This is a genomic window from Aeromonas sp. R10-2, from assembly GCF_040908445.1.
In the GTDB taxonomy this organism is placed as follows: Bacteria; Pseudomonadota; Gammaproteobacteria; order Enterobacterales; family Aeromonadaceae; genus Aeromonas; species Aeromonas veronii.
Map to the genome: position 1 here is coordinate 40911 of NZ_JBFODS010000011.1, position 18393 is coordinate 59303.

Consider the following 18393-nt stretch of genomic DNA (forward strand, 5'->3'; position numbering starts at 1 on the left):
GATGGAGTAGTCGCTTCATGGCTCGATTTTTTATAGACAGACCCATTTTTGCCTGGGTGATCGCGCTGGTGATCATGCTGGCGGGCAGCCTGGCCATCATCAAATTGCCGGTCGCCCAGTATCCGAGCATTGCGCCGCCCGCTGTCGGGATTTCCGCCAGCTATCCGGGCGCATCCGCCAAAACGGTGGAAGACTCGGTAACCCAGATCATCGAACAGAACATGACCGGGCTGGATCACCTGCTCTACATGTCCTCCCAGTCTGACTCCGCGGGGCGGGTGTCGGTGACCCTCACCTTCCAGCCGGGGACCGATCCCGATATCGCCCAGGTGCAGGTGCAGAACAAGCTGCAGCAAGCGATGTCGCTGCTGCCGCAAGAGGTGCAACAGCAGGGGATCCGGGTACAGAAGACCTCCAGCAGCTTCCTGATGGTCGCGGCCTTCATCTCCAGTGATGGCAGCATGAACAACGACGATCTGGCGGATTATGTGGTCTCCAACATCAAGGAGCCCCTGAGCCGTCTGGACGGGGTAGGGGATATCACCTTGTTCGGCAGCCAGTACTCCATGCGGGTGTGGCTCGATCCCAACAAGCTCAACCGGGTGCAGATGACCCCGGGTGATGTGCAGGCAGCCATCAAGGCGCAGAACGCCCAGGTGGCGTTTGGCAAGCTGGGTGGCACCCCGTCGGTGGAAGATCAGCAGTTCACCGCCACCATCATGGGGCAGACCCGTCTCTCTACCGTGGAGCAGTTCAACGATATCCTGCTGCGGGTGAATCAGGATGGCTCCAAGGTACGCCTGAAAGATGTGGCCCGGGTCGAGCTGGCGGGCGAAAGCTATGACGCCGATGCGCTCTACAACGGCCAGTCTACCGCCGCGGTTGCCATCAAACTGGCGACCGGCGCCAATGCGCTGGATACCGCCGAGAAGGTGCGTGCCAAGCTCAATGAGCTGTCGGATTACTTCCCGGCCAATATGGAGATCGTCTACCCCTACGACACCACGCCGTTTGTGAAGATCTCCATCGAGGAGGTGGTGCAGACCCTTATCGAGGCGATCTTCCTGGTGTTCTGCGTCATGTATCTGTTCCTGCAGAACTTCCGCGCCACCCTGATCCCGACCATTGCGGTGCCGGTGGTGCTGCTCGGTACCTTCGGGGTGATGGCGGCGTTTGGCTTCTCCATCAACACCCTCACCATGTTTGGTATGGTGCTGGCCATCGGCCTGTTGGTAGATGACGCCATCGTGGTGGTGGAGAACGTGGAGCGCCTGATGAGCGAGGAGGATCTCTCCCCGCTGGAAGCGACCCGCAAGTCGATGACCCAGATCACCGGCGCGCTGGTGGGGATCGCCCTGGTGCTCTCCGCCGTGTTCGTGCCGATGGCCTTCTTCGGCGGCTCGACCGGTGCCATCTATCGCCAGTTCTCGCTGACCATCGTCTCGGCCATGGTGTTGTCGGTGCTGGTGGCGTTGATCCTGACGCCGGCGCTCTGTGCCACCCTGCTCAAGCCGATGAAACATGGCGAGTTCGGTGCCAAGCGTGGTTTCTTTGGCTGGTTCAACCGCGCCTTTGATGCCGGTACCAACCGCTATCAGCGCGGCGTGCGCAAGGTGATCAAGCAGGGCGTGCGTTACAGCCTGATCTACGGCGCCATGCTGGCGGTACTGGCGGTGCTGTTTATGCGGATGCCCACCTCCTTCCTGCCGGAAGAGGATCAGGGGGTCATCATGTCCATGGTGCAACTGCCGGTGGGGGCGACCAAGCAGCGCACCGAGGTAGTGCTGGCGGACATGCGCGACTACTTCCTGAAAAACGAGAAGGATAACGTTGACTCCGTACTGACCGTATCCGGCTTCAGCTTCGCCGGTAGTGGCCAGAATGCGGGCATGGCCTTTATCAAGCTCAAGGACTGGAGCGAGCGCAAGAGCCCGGATCGCAGCGCCAATGCCATCATCGGCCGCGCCATGGGCTATCTGTTCAGTATCAAGGAGGCGCAAGTGTTCGCCTTCAACCTGCCTCCGATCCCGGAGCTGGGTACGGCGACCGGCTTTGACTTCTTCCTGCAGGATCGCGGCGGCATCGGTCACGACAAGCTGATGGCGGCGCGCAACCAACTGCTCGGCATGGCGGCGCAGGATCCCAATCTGGTGCGGGTGCGCCCGAACGGGATGGAAGATACGCCGCAGCTCGATATCAAGATCGACTACGAGAAGGCGCTGGCGCAGGGGCTCTCCATCGCGGACATCAACAACACCCTGGCCGCAGCCTGGGGTTCGTCCTACGTCAATGATTTCGTCGACCGGGGCCGGATCAAGAAGGTCTACCTGCAGGCGGATGCTCCCTTCCGGATGAACCCGGAAGATCTCAAGCTCTGGTATGTGCGCAACGCCGCTGGCCAGATGGTGCCCTTCTCCGCCTTTGCCAGCAGCGAGTGGAGCTTCGGCTCGCCACGTCTGGAGCGTTACAACGGCGTACCGGCGATGGAGATCGTCGGGGAAGCGGCGCCCGGCAAGAGTACCGGTGATGCCATGGCCGCCATCGAACAGATGGTGAAACAGCTGCCGGAAGGGGTGGGCATCGAGTGGACCGGGCTCTCCTTCCAGGAGCGTCAGGCTGGTTCACAGGCACCCGCGCTCTACGCCATCTCTTTGCTGGTGGTGTTCCTCTGTCTGGCGGCCCTCTACGAGAGCTGGAGCATTCCGTTCTCGGTGATGCTGGTGGTGCCGCTCGGGGTACTGGGGGCTATTCTGGCTGCTACCCTGCGCGGTCTGGAGAACGACGTCTACTTCCAGGTAGGCCTGCTCACGACCATAGGCCTGTCGGCGAAGAACGCGATTTTGATCGTGGAATTTGCCAAAGAGCTCTATGACAAGGGGATGGGGTTGGGTGAAGCCGTGGTGGAGGCGGCGCGTCTGCGGCTGCGCCCGATCCTGATGACCTCGCTCGCCTTTATCCTCGGGGTGCTGCCGCTGGTGGTCAGCTCCGGCGCTGGCGCCAGCAGCCGCAACGCCATTGGTACCGGCGTGATGGGGGGGATGATCAGTGCCACCGTGCTGGCCATCTTCTTTGTACCGCTCTTCTTCGTGTTGGTGATGCGCTACTTCACCAAACAGAGCAGCAAAGAAGAGCGCCTGACCCATACCGATGAGTCAAAACATGACTGATGGCAGGCAGGCGAGGTAGATCTGAGCTGCAAGCAATAAACAGCCAGCTTAGTTGGTTCTAGCTGACCACTAAACAGGGCAACCCTATGGGTTGCCCTGTTTTTCTGAGCTTGCCGAGAGGTTCGTTTTAGCGATTGTTGAAATAAGTAGCAGAACGTACGAGCAGGCTGTGATCAGCCTCGTATTCAGCTTCAAATTGACCCCCAATGAGGTAGTTTTTGCTGTTCATATGGGGGGAATACGAGATAGAATACGGCATCAAATCGGGTCTGTCTGGTGTGCAATCTCACGAGAGATCTGTGAAATGCATACCGCCAAAAATACAATTAAATGCTGGAGGACATGATGACCAACAGCTTGAGCAATGTGGTTAAAATCAGCGAACTGGGGGCTGCAACTCAGTGCGGTAGCCATGTCCTTTGTCGATTTAAGCTCAAGTAATGAGCGCCTGCCCATCCGGTGATATGTATTAGATTGCAAATATCCATGCACTTCTTTGAGTTCCTGCGCCGTATTTCCCCCGAGCAACAATCTTGATCTCAAATGAACCCCACTTTGTTATAAGAGCATCCTTTCTATGAAAATTTTAGTGACCGGTGGCGCAGGCTTTATCGGCTCTGCCGTGGTGCGCCATATCATCCGTGATACTCAGGATACCGTTATCAATCTTGATAAACTCACCTATGCCGGCAATCTGGAATCCTTGGCCGATGTATCGACAAGTGATCGTTATGCGTTTGAGCAGGTGGATATCTGCAACCGCGCCGAGCTGGATCGGGTGTTTGCCCTGCACCAGCCGGATGCCGTGATGCATCTGGCCGCCGAGAGCCATGTTGATCGCTCCATCACAGGGCCGGCTGACTTTATCGAGACCAATATCGTCGGCACCTATATGTTGCTGGAAGCGGCCCGCGCCTACTGGAATGGTCTGGATGATGTGCGCAAGGCGGCCTTCCGCTTCCACCATATCTCCACCGACGAGGTATATGGTGATCTGCCCCATCCGGATGAAGTTGCCACCGGTGAGACGCTGCCGCTCTTTACCGAAACAACCCCCTACGCCCCCAGCAGTCCCTATTCTGCCTCCAAGGCTTCCAGCGACCATCTGGTGCGTGCCTGGCGCCGTACTTACGGCTTGCCGACCATCGTCACCAACTGCTCCAACAACTACGGGCCATATCACTTCCCCGAGAAGCTGATCCCGCTGGTCATCCTCAATGCGCTGGATGGCAAACCGCTGCCGGTCTATGGCAAGGGTGACCAGATCCGTGACTGGCTCTACGTGGAAGATCACGCGCGCGCGCTCTACAAGGTCGTGACCACGGGCTTGGTGGGGGAGACCTACAACATCGGCGGTCATAACGAGAAGCAGAATCTGGAGGTGGTACACACCATCTGCGATCTGCTGGACGAGATGGTGCCAAAGGTGGGCTCTTATCGTGAGCAAATCACCTATGTGGCGGATCGCCCCGGCCACGATCGCCGCTATGCCATCGATGCGACCAAGATGAGTGCCGAGCTTGCTTGGCAACCGCAAGAAACGTTCGAGTCTGGCATTCGCAAAACTGTACAGTGGTATCTGGATAACCAGCAGTGGGTCAGCAACGTCAAGAGCGGTGCCTACCAGTCTTGGATTGAGCAGAATTACGGGGAGCGTACCTGATGCATATTCTGCTGTTTGGCAAAAACGGTCAGGTCGGTTGGGAGCTGCAACGCGCACTGGCGCCGCTGGGCCGCATCACTGCCGTTGATTTTGACTCCACCGATTATTGTGGCGATTTCAGCAACCCGGCAGGGGTGGCCGACACGGTACGTCTGGTCAAGCCGGATGTGATTGTTAACGCAGCGGCCCATACTGCAGTCGACAAAGCCGAAAGCGAGCGGGAGTTTGCCGAGCTGCTTAACGCAACCAGCGTGGCAGCAATTGCCAAAGAAGCGGAAGCATTGGGTGCCTGGTTGGTGCATTACTCTACCGACTATGTGTTCGATGGCAGTGGTGAGCGCCCCTGGGTGGAAACCGATGCGACCGCGCCGCTCAACGTCTACGGCGAGACCAAGCTGGCAGGGGAACAAGGCGCCGCGTTTTGCTCCCGTCACCTGATCTTCCGCACCAGCTGGGTCTACGCTGCCCGTGGCGCCAACTTTGCCAAGACAATGCTGCGCTTTGGCAAAGAGCGTAGCGAGATGTCAGTCATCAATGACCAGTTCGGTGCACCGACCGGGGCCGAGTTGCTGGCCGATTGCACTGCCCATGCTCTCCGCGTGGCGCAGCGCAAACCCGAGGTCGCCGGGCTGTACCATCTGATTGCCTCCGGTACCACCACCTGGTTTGACTACGCCCAGCTGGTGTTTGCCAAAGCCAGAGAGGCTGGTGTTGAACTGGCGGTGACACAGCTCAATGCAGTGCCGACCAGCGCCTTCCCGACTCCGGCCAAACGCCCCCATAACTCCCGCCTTGATACCGGCAAATTCCAGCGCACCTTTGATCTGGTGCTGCCGGAGTGGACCGTCGGTGTAGAGCGGATGTTGACCGAGATCCTCGGTAAGTAAATCACTGGCCAGGGATGTGTCGAACGCCTCTCTGACTGGCAGGGATAAAACAGAAAGGTGTGGTCGCAAGCCACCCTTTTCTTTTGCAATTTAAAAATAAGAAACAAGCATCATGACCAAACGTAAAGGCATTATTCTGGCCGGTGGCTCAGGCACCCGCCTCTATCCGGTGACCATGGCGGTGAGCAAGCAGCTGCTGCCCATCTATGACAAGCCGATGATCTACTACCCGCTCAGCACCCTGATGTTGGCCGGTATTCGCGATATTTTGATCATCAGCACGCCGCAAGATACCCCTCGTTTTGAGCAATTGCTGGGTGATGGCAGCCAGTGGGGTCTGAACTTGCAATACAAGGTCCAACCAAGCCCGGACGGTTTGGCCCAGGCTTTTATTCTGGGTGAAGAGTTTATCGGCTCAGACCCCTGTGCGCTGGTGCTAGGGGACAACATCTTCTACGGCCACGACCTGCAGAAACAGTTGGCGGCGGCAGCGGCCAAAGAGAGTGGCGCTACCGTCTTTGCCTATCATGTGCATGACCCCGAGCGTTATGGGGTGGTTGAATTTGATAAAGAGGGTACCGCTATCTCTCTGGAGGAGAAGCCACTGGAGCCCAAGAGCAACTATGCGGTGACCGGCCTCTATTTCTACGACAACAGCGTGGTAGAGATCGCCAAGAGCCTGAAGCCGTCGCCCCGTGGTGAGCTGGAGATCACCGATGTGAACCGTATCTACTTGGAGCAAGGCAATCTGTCGGTGGCGATGATGGGGCGTGGCTATGCTTGGCTGGATACCGGTACCCATGAAAGCCTGATAGAAGCGAGCAACTTTATCCAGACCATCGAGACGCGCCAGGGTTTGAAAGTGGCATGTCCGGAAGAGATTGCCTATCGCCAGAAGTTTATCAATGCTGACCAGTTCCGTGAACTTGCAGCACCATTGGCGAAGAATGCCTATGGCCAATATTTACTAAGAATGGTTGCCAAAGCCTGATGTGATATGGGGGGCGGTAATATGCTCCCCCATAAAGATTGAATTTAATGTGGATAGACAGATGAATGTAATCAAGACAGCAATTCCTGACGTCCTTATTTTTGAGCCAAAAGTCTTTGATGATGAGCGTGGCTTTTTCTTTGAGAGTTTCAACCACAAGTTGTTTGAAGAGGCGGTAGGATATCCGGTGACGTTTGTGCAGGATAATCACTCCAAATCGTCGAAAGGGGTACTGCGTGGCTTGCACTATCAATTGCCTCCCCATGCCCAGGGCAAGCTGGTGCGCTGTGTGGCAGGTGAAGTGTTTGATGTTGCGGTAGATATCCGCAAAAGCTCACCGACCTTCGGGCAATGGGTTGGGGTTCACTTGTCAGGTGAAAATAAGCGACAGTTATGGATCCCGGAAGGGTTTGCTCATGGCTTTGTGACCTTGAGTGAGACCGCTGAGTTTTTATATAAAACAACTAATTATTATCATCCACAAAGTGACCGTAGCATATTGTGGAGTGACGAAAAATTAAGTATTCATTGGCCATCAAAAAAGACGGTCTTATCAAAAAAAGATGAGCTGGCTGCTTTTTTCTCAGATGTAGAATATTTTCTTTGACTTTTTTGTTATATGGCTGACAGACTAATTATAATGTTCTATATACTCGCAAGGTATTTTAACAGAGTGTTTTATAGTGTGTTGTTATTTTCCCAAGGGTGTTTATGAATCGAGATAGCACTATATCCCCAATTCGTATGTTGTCTTTTTATACCAATCGACATTTAATTATTACTCTAGTTCGTCGAGAAGTCGCTGCTAGATACCGTGGTTCACTGTTTGGAAATTTATGGGCTCTGTTTACTCCACTTTTTATGTTGGCTGTTTATACTTTCATTTTTAGTGTGGTGTTTAAGGCTCGCTGGAGTGGAGGTGGTGATTCTCGCAGTGAATTTGCTTTGGTATTATTTGCTGGTTTAATGGTATTCAATCTATTTTCAGAGTGTTTTAATCGAGCGCCGCGTTTGATTCTTGAGAATGTCAACTATGTCAAAAAAGTTGTATTCCCACTTGATATTCTGCCTTGGGTTGCGTTGGGTAGTGCCATGATAAATTTAGTGATCAGTTTTATGGTGTGGATCGCTTTTTATGTTATTGCCTTTGGCATTCCGCCTGTTACAGCATTGCTCTTCCCTGTTGTAATTTTACCACTCGCCTTGTTAGTCATGGGCGTTTCGTGGGCGCTTGCTGCGATGGGGGTCTACTTACGCGACCTGTCACAACTGGTCGGTGTTATCAGTACAATATTAATGTTCCTCTCACCGATATTTTATCCTGTCGAAGCGTTGCCGGAAGAGTACCGTTATTGGCTTAACGTCAATCCTCTTACTCCTGTAATTGCGCAGGTGCGTGATGTTCTTTATTGGGGAAAATTGCCTTCTTGGGAGTTATACAGCACAACATTGATTATCGGAATGGCAATCATGTATGCAGGATTTGCCTTGTTTCAGAAAACGCGTAAGGGGTTTGCCGATGTGCTCTGACAAAGTCGCGATTGAAGTGCGTGGTTTGAGCAAGTGTTATCAGGTTTATGAGCAACCGGTCGATCGACTCAAGCAGTTTGTCATTCCTCGCTTATCTCGCTTGTTTAGTTGTGCAGCCAGACAATATTTTCGCGAGTTTTGGGCGCTTCGAGAAATTGATTTTACGATAAAAAAGGGTGAGACCGTTGGGATTATCGGCCATAACGGGGCTGGTAAATCCACGCTGCTCCAGCTGATTTGTGGCACCCTCAATCCTTCTCATGGTGACGTAAAGGTCAATGGCCGTATTGCAGCATTGCTTGAGCTAGGCGCTGGATTTAATCCTGAGTTTAGTGGTCGTGATAATGTTTATCTCAATGCAAGTGTCTTGGGATTGAGCAAAGAGAACATTGACGCAAAATTTGATGAGATTGCTCGTTTTGCCGACATTGGCGATTTTATGGAGCAACCTGTCAAGACCTATTCCAGTGGCATGTACGTTCGTCTTGCATTTGCGGTACAGGCGTGTATCGACCCTGAAATTTTGATCGTCGATGAGGCGCTGGCAGTTGGCGATATAGGTTTTCAATACAAGTGTTTCAAGCGTATGGAGGCCCTGAAAGCGAAGGGGGTAACCATTTTGATGGTGACCCACTCAACAGGTAGTATCCTGGAGTATGCCGATCGGTGTCTGGTTATGGAAAGGGGGCGCCTTATTGGTGATACCACTGATGTGTTAGCTGCAGTGATGGCGTATGAGAAAGGGATGATATTGTCGGAAGAGCAAGCGGAGGTATCTGCATTGCTAGAGAGTGAGAATGATGGAGAATGTCCATCGCAATCTCTTCTACTTGAGAGGCAAAAAAATGAAGCCAATATAGCGTTAGGTGAGAAACGATTTGGCTCTGCCCGCGCTATTATAGCTAGCGTGACAATTTTGAAAGGTGACGGTACATCTTTTCATGAAGAACCTCTTGTTAAATCAGGGGAGACCTTGATGCTGCGCTTTGAGCTCTTGGCGAGTGAGATTATTGAAGAGGCAGTACTCGGACTGTCATTGAGTCGTGTTCAAGGTAGTGATATATGGGGTGATAACAATATCGCCGCCGGTCATCCTCTCACTTTGAAACCCGGACGCCAAATAGTGACTTATCAAGTGGCTTTACCAATCAATAGTGGCGATTATTTATTGCACTGTGGCTTGGCTTCCTTCAAGGGAGGAATGCGTGAAGAACTTGATCAGCGCCGACCAATGCGTGCGATCAAGTTTTGGTCTCCCAGAGAGTTGGGCGGCGTTGTGCACGCTCCAATTACTGTTCTAGCCTGAACCCATCGGGATTATAAATGCTTGCTGCCTTTTTACCTCCTTACCCTTTTAGAGCTGTCCCTGCACCTTATTTGTGGTGTTATTATCGCTTACTGGGTGAATGGGCAACGGAATCTTGTATGTTCATTACAGGGCGTGACTATGTACGCCCTATTGAGCAATGGGAAGATCGTTGGGAGTGCACCGATGATGCTGCAACTAGGCTCGATTATTTATTACCAAAAAATACACAGCCTTCACAGCATCATTATGCTTGGCTAGATGAAGGATACTTTGACGACTGGTTACGTATTCATAACCATAACCCTTTAGCTGTTTTTCGTCATTTTTTATGTGAACGTGATGATGCCTATGAAGAAGAACTTCATACGATATTATGCTCAGCGCCAAATAAAATAGAGGCGGTGATTACATTTTTAAATGTCCCATCACTTTCCGCTGTGTGTCAACGACTTGGCATTCCTGTAATTCATCAAGAGTTAGGGCCTCTGCGTGGCCATATATACAGAGACACGGCATACGTTGATTTTCAGGGAGTTAATGGTAATTCTGAAGCTGAGTATCGTGAACGTGAATTTAGAGGTTGGTCTCTAAATGGACTAAAGTTAGCTGATCTTCTTATGTTTTTTTTGAAAGATCCTAGTTTTATTCATAGTTTGCCAGGAAAAACGTCAGAGATTGGAATAGTACTTCAGGTTGAGGATGATTCTAATTTAGTTGCATTTGGTAATGGAATGGATAACCAGTCCATTATACTGGCGGCTCGTAGCCAAGTGGCTACATCAAATTTGTTGATTCGTCCTCATCCTGGTAGTTTGTTCACTTTACGTGAAGGTAGTATGCCGATAGATAAATCGGCAACCAGTCTAGAGTTTGTTTCTCGCTGTAAAAAGTTAATGACCATAAATTCTAGTGTTGCACTCGAGGCTCTATTCCTTGGGGTTCCGGTGACTATCTTTGGTGACAGTTCATTATGTCATTTAGCAACAGAGTCAGCTCATTCTGCATCTTTAATCAGACGCTTAGCATTTTATCTTTTTGCTTATTTAGTTCCCCACTCATGTCAATTAGCCCCCAATTATCTGCGTTTTCGTTTGGGTGAGCCTGATGAGAAAGCGATCATTGAATATCATTTGGATTGTTATATGCGAGATGATGATATGACTTTACCAACAGAGAGCGACTCCGAAGATCTTCAAACTAAGCTGCTTGCTCAGGTATGGGCAAGTAACCAATTCCGAACAGAGCATAACAAAAGACTGCAAGCCCTCACTGATCATGTAAGCATGCTTTCACAAGAACTTAGTGACGTAAATAGACGGCTGGTTGAAGAACGTGAGGCACATGGGCACGTTCTTCAGGTCGTTGAGCAGATAACAGAGCAATTAAATAATCTTACAAAGCAACATTCAGACACTCTTGATGAGTTACGTTTACGTGAAAAAGAAGTCGAAGAGTGTAATGAGATTATAAACAAGATATGTAGTAATGGAATTTTAAGGTTTTATATTGACCGTTTTATTTTAAAATTATGAGTGAGTTTATGTTAATAAGAAATCTTGATGTTATTATACCGGTATATCGTGGTCTGGATGAAACTAAAGAGTGTATATACTCATTGCTTTCAAACATGCCACAGTGGGCTCAGCTTATAGTTATTAACGATAGCTCACCAGAGCCAGAGTTGACGAATTGGCTCAGACAAGAGGCTGGGCAATTGGGCTTCGAGTTATATGAAAATGAATCTAATAAAGGCTTTGTCGGTACAGTAAACTTTGGCATGAGCCTGAATAAAGACAGGGATGTACTGCTACTTAATAGCGATGTAGAAGTTTCTAATTTGGACTGGCTTAATAGGATGCGAAAAGCTGCATATAGCCATGAACGGGTTGCTAGTTTAACTCCATTTTCTAATAATGCTACAATCTGTAGCTTTCCTCATTTTTGTCAGGATAATGAGCTATATTGTGGTCTGGATGTGAATGCATTAGATCACCTTTTCTCTACGCTACCTCTTGAAAACGAGTTAGTTGAAGTGCCTACAGGTGTTGGGTTTTGCATGTATATTCGTCGTGACTGTCTTGAAGCTATTGGTTATTTTGACGAAGATACATTTGGAAAAGGCTATGGAGAGGAAAATGACTGGTGTCAAAGGGCAATAAAAAATGGTTGGATTAATTATCATCAGTTAAATGTTTTTGCATATCATAAAGGTGGTGTTAGTTTTCAAGCTGAAGGTGATCCGCGAAAAGAAAAAGCACTTGAATTACTCACTGCGTTGCACCCTAACTATATTACTGATGTCCACAAATTTATAGCGAATGATCCTGCTAAAAAAGCTAGGGTTTTGGCAAAGATAGAGGCAATATCTAACCTCTGTGTCCCCAAAATAGTACTTGTTACGCATAGACTTGGTGGTGGTGTAAGCCAGCATATTGACGAGCTATGTGATTTTTTCAAAAAAAGAGCTTGGTTTATAAAACTAGAACCTGAAAAAGATGGTGAGAGCATAGCCATCACTCTCGATTTACTCGGTAAAGAAAAAACAGATAAATTAATATTTAATGTGGCCACTCAAAGTGATGAGTTAGTGAGTGTGTTGTCTGCACTAGGCATCAATCATTTTCATTTCCATCATACAATGGGCATTCACCCATTCATTTGGTCTATACCGAAAAAACTTGGTGTAGAGTACGATATTACCATTCATGATTACTATATGATTAATGGCAATCCAACTCTAACTGACGGCAGAGGTATATTTGTAGGCGAAAATTTATCAACTAGAGATAGTCTTTGTGCCGAACACTACCCTATCCCAGTAACAGCAGAAATATGGAGAGAGGGGGTTAAACCATTACTAAGTGGTGCTAAGCGAGTTATCTTTCCTTCAAGTGACTGTGCCAATAGATTTACCGCAACATTCGACTATATAAAAGATAAAACTATCATCAGTTATCACCCTGATGCATTAAGTATCAGAGAACATATCATGGCAACCCCTGTTACTTTAGGTATTCCTGACAACAGAGCTTTGCGCGTATTGGTCCTTGGTGCACTCAGCAGAGAAAAGGGAGCAAATCTACTGGAAAGAGTGGCTAAGGAATGTCCTGAGATAGAGTTCCATCTGCTTGGCTACGCGTATCGACCTTTGGATGCAGTGATCTGCCATGGTGCATATAACCAAGATAACCTAGATATATTGATTGAGCATATCAGCCCGGATATTGTCTGGTTCCCTGCGCTTTGGCCTGAGACTTATAGCTATACACTATCTATTGCATTGAGACATAATATGCCAGTGATATGCCCAAATATTGGAGCGTTTCCTGAAAGAATTGTTGGTAGAAAATTTAGTTTTTTAGTGCCATGGAATTATAAAGTAAATGAGTTTGTTGCATATTTTATCGCGTTATCGACTAAACAGATGGATTCGATATCTATTATATCTGAAAACATAATTAAAAATATGTCTGTAAATAGTGAATTTTCTAATTCCTATGATTTCTATACTTCAGAATATGTTGAATCAATTAATGTTAGCATGATGCCAAAAACAGAAATTAACGATTTAGATTTTGTTTTAGAGGCGATATTAAAGCCGCAATACACATCTGTTAAAACTATAAAAGAAGAGGTTTTAATTAAAATTTGGGCGCTGCGAAATAGCTGGGTTGGACGCCGGTTGGCAAATATGGTACCTTTTCATATTCAGCGAAAAATAAAACGATATCTATCACATAAACCGCTACATGATATCTTGTAAGAGAGTTGACATGCAATTATGTGCACTTAAAGTATTTTTTATTCAGTTATACAATAGCAAACTAGTACTTTTTTTCAATGTAGGAATGGTGCAACTTATAATTGATACTGTCATCATGTTCTTTCTTGCCAAGTTAGGTTTTTTTATAGGCTATGCTAATATCATCTCCAGAGCAATTGCTGCCATCGCAGGATGTTATCTGAATCATTCAATAACATTCAAAGACAATAATAAATCAACACTTGCATTTACTTATGTCAAATTTGTTCCATTTTGGTTGATGATGACATTTATTAGTTCAAACTTAATAACATATTTGTCTGAAGTATTTTGTTCTTATATTGAAATGAGTGTTCTTTTTTTGATTTTGATTAAGTTACTGACTGAAGGGTTTCTTTTTGTAATTAGTTATTTTTTATCCCAAAAAGTTGTTTTCCGGAGATGAAATGAACAATAAAATTGCTGTGGTAATTCCATGCTATAAAGTTAAAGAACATATATTAGGTGTGATTTCTTCGATTGGTGAAGAAGTTAATTCCATTTATGTTGTTGATGATAAGTGCCCGCAAAATACTGGTAATTTTGTCCTTGATAACAATATTGATCCGCGCGTCAACGTCATATTTCATGATGAGAATCTTGGAGTTGGTGGCGCTGTGTTGACTGGATACATAGCTGCAAAAAATGATGGTAATTATTGCGCGGTGAAGGTGGATGGTGATGGGCAAATGGATCCAGTCCTTATCCCAGCCTTCGTCGCTCCAATTCTTGATGGGACAGCAGATTATACCAAAGGTAATAGGTTTTTTAATCCTGAAGATGTTAAGGCAATGCCGTTAATCAGGACCATAGGGAATATATCGTTATCATTTATGCAAAAGATTTCCTCTGGTTATTGGGATCTATTTGATCCTACCAATGGCTACACGGCCATAAATTTACACCTATTGGATCTACTGCCCTTAGATAAAATTGCCAAAAGATACTTCTTTGAATCAGACATTTTGTTTAGATTAGGAACAATAAATGCTGTCGTTACTGATATTCCGATGAAAGCAATATATGGCGATGAGGTTTCAAATTTAAAAATTTCAGATATAGTATTGAAGTTTGCTTATTCTCATTTAAAAAACACATGTAAGAGAATACTTTACAAATATTATTTGCGTGACTTTTCTGTGGCGTCTATAGAGTTACCTATCGGTTTGATTCTTTTTATGTATGGCCTAGTGTTTGGCATTATTAACTGGAGTGATTCTATACATAGTGCACAAACAGCTAGCAGTGGCACAGTAATGCTGGCAGCTCTTCCAATAATAATTGGTATTCAATTATTATTGTCATTTTTAGCATATGATATAATGACACGGCCAAAAAAACCTGTAGCTAAAAGTATGGTGCACTATGCTAAGAGATAAAAATACGATTATATCGCGTCGTTCCTATATAAATGAATTGCTATTCATTATCGGTATCACGCTTATATTATTATATTCGACCAAAGTTCGAGTGTTTGGAAACCCAGATGAGGGGGCTCATTACTTACGAGCATATGAAGTTGCACATGGCCATCTTTTTAATACGAAAGACAATATTGGTACGCCGATAAACTGTACAGATTATATAACAATCGCAAAAAAATATGCTCCTATTGCTTACTATCAGGACCTTGCTGAAAAAGGAGGGGAGGCATGCCATGTTAATTCTATAAACTCTGCGGGCACATATCCTCCAACAGCATATTTATTTTTAGCAACTGCAATTGTGGTTGGAGATACATATGGACTGACAATCGAAGAAAATGTTATTTTTGCTAGATTTTTTAATGGTTTTTTTTGCATTCTATTAATATACGTATCCATCTGCTATGTATCTCTTGCAAAATACTCGATGTATGGCATTTTGTTTAGCCCTATGCTTATGCTCATACTATCTGCAATCTCCGCTGATGGCGTGACGATAGCACTGAGTTTTGCTTTTTTTGCGCTGTTGACCCAAGCAATTAATTCAGATAAAACGAATAATAATATATTTTATTTATTGTTGTTGGTATCTGCCTTGATTGGCTCAACCAAGATCATTTATTGTTTATTATGCTTCTCATATATGGTTGTTTTTATAAATAAATTTGGTCTCAGGATAAATAAAAATAATTATAAAGAGTTTTTAAAATCAACCATTCCTGGTTTGACTGCTGCAGGTGTGTCTATACTTAGTCTGATCTTTACAGACAGGAGCATGGTTTATCTTGGAAATGGTGCTCAGCCGCTAGCTCAAGTAGATTTTATACTGCATAACCCCATTGCATTCATGAAAATTATTTTCGGCACAATAACAAATACTAATATCCTGTATCAAATATTTACGCCAATACATCTAGTTCAATCTCAAAGTTATATTTTGGTCACAATTTTTATTGTGATGTTAATATCATGGGGGGGGCTGCTTTTTATTGAAGCTTTAATTTTAAAGCCTCTATCGAAGGTGTTTATTTTAATTATATTAATTGTGTCTATTATCATAACCATACTGCCACTCTATATGACGTATACCCCTCCAGGATACAGTTCAGTGTTGGGGGTGCAGGGGCGGTATTTTATACCGACATTGCTGATATTTACATTCTTAGTGCCACTATTCCCTGTTCTTAAGTATAATTCATTTTTGAAAATGAGAAAGTTCTTAATACTGATTATCTTAATGACAAATTTTTTGGTTATTTATCAGGCATGATATAGCTAAGCCATAGTTTATTTTATTGTGAATTTATTTTAAACGGTTTTGATGGAAATTGTATGACTATTAATGATTGTTTTACAAAAAATAATAACTTTACTCTTTTAAGGTTATTAGCTGCATTCAGTGTCCTTTATGGACACTCGTATGCGTTATCAATAGGTATAAACGGTTTAGAAGATCCAATTAGTTCCATATTGATTACCTATTGGGGTGAGAGCTTACCTAGTCTCGCTGTTGATCTATTTTTTGTGACCAGTGGTTTCTTAGTTACCGCCAGCTATTGTCAGAGAAATAATCTACAAGTATTTGTTGAGTCAAGATTACTTAGGATTTTTCCGGCTTTGATAATTGCAGTTATCTTATGTGTTTTTGTTGTTGGACCAATATCAACAACAACTTCACTATCAGATTATTTTTCATCCCCATCAACATGGGCATATTTGAAACATAATATTATATTGCTAGATGGGATACAGTTTGATTTGCCATCAGTGTTTATGTCTAATCCATATCCAATGTCTGTAAATGGTTCACTCTGGACTTTACCGATAGAGTTATGGATGTATTTATTGGTTGCTTTGTTAGGCTTTTCAAATGTATTGATGAGTAGAGCCACATATAATTTAGTTCTGCTATTATTTCCTGTATTACTATATGTTCAGGGGAATGAAGGGTTTTTCATATTTAATAATCCAAGAACGGTCCAACTTGGCTTGTTATTTTTTTTGGGAGGATTCTTTTATATTAACCGAGAAGTAATTCAATTAAATTTTCCAGTATTGGCTGGTTTGGCTGTGATAACCTACCTCGTAAGAGGCTCTAACTCTTTATTGATATTTAAGTGTATAATTTTTTCATACTCGGTATTAGTTCTCGGGTTGCATCCAAAGCTTCGACTGCCAGCTATAGATAAGTATGGTGATATTTCTTACGGCTTATATATTTATGCTTTTCCAGTGCAGCAGCTGTTGGCTTTCTTTGTGGAAAATATAACGCCAATAAATATGTTTTTCTTCTCATCATTAATCACACTATTGCTAGCTTTCACCTCTTGGCGATTAATAGAAAAACCTGCGCTCTCTTTAAAAGGTAAATTATCAGCAAACTTTTTACAAAAAAACATATTCATGGTTAAAACTTAAGCTCACCAAATGTTAAGTGATGGTAAAAATAACCACTGGCTCGACGTTTGTCGAGCCAGTGCTATGGAAGGTGCGAATAAGCGGGGAAATTCTTCTCGGCTGACGCAGTCATTTCATTTCTTCATGTTTGAGCCGATTTTTTCTCCCGTAAATGCCTTGAATCAGCCTATTTAGACCGTTTCTTCGCCATTTAAGGCGTTATTCCCAGTTTTTAGTGAGATCTCTCCCACTGACGTATCATTTGGTCCGCCCGAAACAGGTTGGCCAGCGTGAATAACATCGCCAGTTGGTTATCGTTTTTCAGCAACCCCTTGTATCTGGCTTTCACGAAGCCGAACTGTCGCTTGATGATGCGAAATGGGTGCTCCACCTTGGCCCGGATGCTGGCTTTCATGTATTCGATGTTGATGGCCGTTTTGTTCTTGCGTGGATGCTGTTTCAAGGTTCTTACCTTGCCGGGGCGCTCGGCGATCAGCCAGTCCACATCCACCTCGGCCAGCTCCTCGCGCTGTGGCGCCCCTTGGTAGCCGGCATCGGCTGAGACAAATTGCTCCTCTCCATGCAGCAGATTACCCAGCTGATTGAGGTCATGCTCGTTGGCCGCGGTGGTGACTAGGCTGTGGGTCAGGCCACTCTTGGCATCGACACCAATGTGGGCCTTCATGCCAAAGTGCCACTGATTGCCTTTCTTGGTCTGATGCATCTGCGGATCGCGTTGCTGCTCTTTGTTCTTGGTCGAGCTGGGTGCCTCAATGATGGTGGCATCGACCAAGGTGCCTTGAGTCATCATGATGCCTGCTTCGGCCAGCCAGCGATTGATGGTCTTGAACAATTGGCGGGCCAGTTGATGCTGCTCCAGCAGGTGGCGGAAATTCATGATGGTGGTGCGGTCCGGCAAGGCGCTATCCAGGGATAACCGGGCAAACAGACGCATGGAGGCGATTTCGTACAGAGCATCTTCCATCGCGCCATCGCTCAGGTTGTACCAATGCTGCATGCAGTGAATGCGCAGCATGGTTTCCAGCGGATAAGGTCGCCGGCCATTACCAGCCTTGGGATAAAACGGCTCGATGACTTCCACCATGTTTTGCCATGGCAGAATCTGCTCCATGCGGGACAAGAAAATCTCTTTTCTGGTCTGACGGCGCTTACTGCTGAATTCACTGTCGGCGAAGGTGAGCTGATGACTCATGATGAACCCT

Annotated in this window: 14 protein-coding genes; 13 read left to right on the top strand and 1 reads right to left on the bottom strand. The window is 46.3% G+C overall.

The window, feature by feature from the left end; all coding sequences use genetic code 11:
• The first annotated feature begins 17 nt into the window (after positions 1–17).
• The 13 genes from AB5Y97_RS01480 (at position 18) to AB5Y97_RS01540 (ending at position 17191) form a co-directional block, all read left to right on the top strand.
• Positions 18–3167 (top strand): efflux RND transporter permease subunit, encoded by a 3150-nt coding sequence (locus AB5Y97_RS01480; protein ID WP_368157166.1) that lies wholly within the window; start codon positions 18–20, stop codon positions 3165–3167.
• A gap of 577 nt (positions 3168–3744) precedes the next feature.
• Positions 3745–4830, top strand: coding sequence for a dTDP-glucose 4,6-dehydratase (gene rfbB / locus AB5Y97_RS01485; protein WP_368157168.1), 1086 nt, complete (start codon positions 3745–3747; stop codon positions 4828–4830).
• Complete coding sequence (rfbD, locus tag AB5Y97_RS01490; RefSeq protein WP_256684556.1) at positions 4830–5717, top strand: dTDP-4-dehydrorhamnose reductase; 888 nt, start codon at positions 4830–4832, stop codon at positions 5715–5717. The genes rfbB and rfbD overlap by 1 nt, the downstream gene beginning before the upstream one ends.
• 112 nt (positions 5718–5829) lie before the next feature.
• Positions 5830–6708, top strand: a complete 879-nt coding sequence (gene rfbA, locus AB5Y97_RS01495) for a glucose-1-phosphate thymidylyltransferase RfbA (RefSeq protein ID WP_368157171.1) — start codon at positions 5830–5832, stop codon at positions 6706–6708.
• 61 nt (positions 6709–6769) lie between these two features.
• Positions 6770–7315: a dTDP-4-dehydrorhamnose 3,5-epimerase gene (gene rfbC, locus AB5Y97_RS01500; protein ID WP_368157173.1), complete on the top strand. Its 546-nt coding sequence runs from the start codon at positions 6770–6772 to the stop codon at positions 7313–7315.
• A 104-nt stretch (positions 7316–7419) separates the two neighbouring features.
• A complete protein-coding gene (locus tag AB5Y97_RS01505) occupies positions 7420–8238 on the top strand; it encodes an ABC transporter permease (protein ID WP_368157175.1) in 819 nt (272 codons plus the stop codon).
• Positions 8228–9544, top strand: coding sequence for an ABC transporter ATP-binding protein (locus AB5Y97_RS01510; RefSeq protein WP_368157177.1), 1317 nt, complete (start codon positions 8228–8230; stop codon positions 9542–9544). Before AB5Y97_RS01505 ends, AB5Y97_RS01510 begins: the two co-directional genes overlap by 11 nt.
• A gap of 119 nt (positions 9545–9663) precedes the next feature.
• Entirely contained in the window at positions 9664–11079 is a 1416-nt protein-coding gene (locus AB5Y97_RS01515) for a hypothetical protein (RefSeq protein ID WP_368157179.1), read from the top strand.
• An 8-nt stretch (positions 11080–11087) separates the two neighbouring features.
• Complete coding sequence (locus tag AB5Y97_RS01520; RefSeq protein WP_368157181.1) at positions 11088–13310, top strand: glycosyltransferase; 2223 nt, start codon at positions 11088–11090, stop codon at positions 13308–13310.
• A 10-nt stretch (positions 13311–13320) separates the two neighbouring features.
• Complete coding sequence (locus tag AB5Y97_RS01525) at positions 13321–13755, top strand: GtrA family protein (protein ID WP_368157183.1); 435 nt, start codon at positions 13321–13323, stop codon at positions 13753–13755.
• A gap of 1 nt (position 13756) precedes the next feature.
• The gene (locus tag AB5Y97_RS01530; RefSeq protein ID WP_368157184.1) at positions 13757–14728 is read left to right on the top strand and encodes a glycosyltransferase family 2 protein; all 972 of its coding nucleotides are present in this window, start codon (positions 13757–13759) and stop codon (positions 14726–14728) included.
• Entirely contained in the window at positions 14715–16043 is a 1329-nt protein-coding gene (locus tag AB5Y97_RS01535; RefSeq protein WP_368157185.1) for a DUF2142 domain-containing protein, read from the top strand. Before AB5Y97_RS01530 ends, AB5Y97_RS01535 begins: the two co-directional genes overlap by 14 nt.
• A 62-nt stretch (positions 16044–16105) precedes the next feature.
• A complete protein-coding gene (locus AB5Y97_RS01540) occupies positions 16106–17191 on the top strand; it encodes an acyltransferase family protein (RefSeq protein ID WP_368157186.1) in 1086 nt (361 codons plus the stop codon).
• A 211-nt stretch (positions 17192–17402) separates the two neighbouring features.
• Here the strand turns inward: AB5Y97_RS01540 and AB5Y97_RS01545 are convergent, their stop codons facing one another.
• Positions 17403–18383, bottom strand: coding sequence for an IS5-like element IS5 family transposase (locus AB5Y97_RS01545; RefSeq protein ID WP_368157187.1), 981 nt, complete (start codon positions 18381–18383; stop codon positions 17403–17405).
• Positions 18384–18393 lie beyond the last annotated feature (10 nt).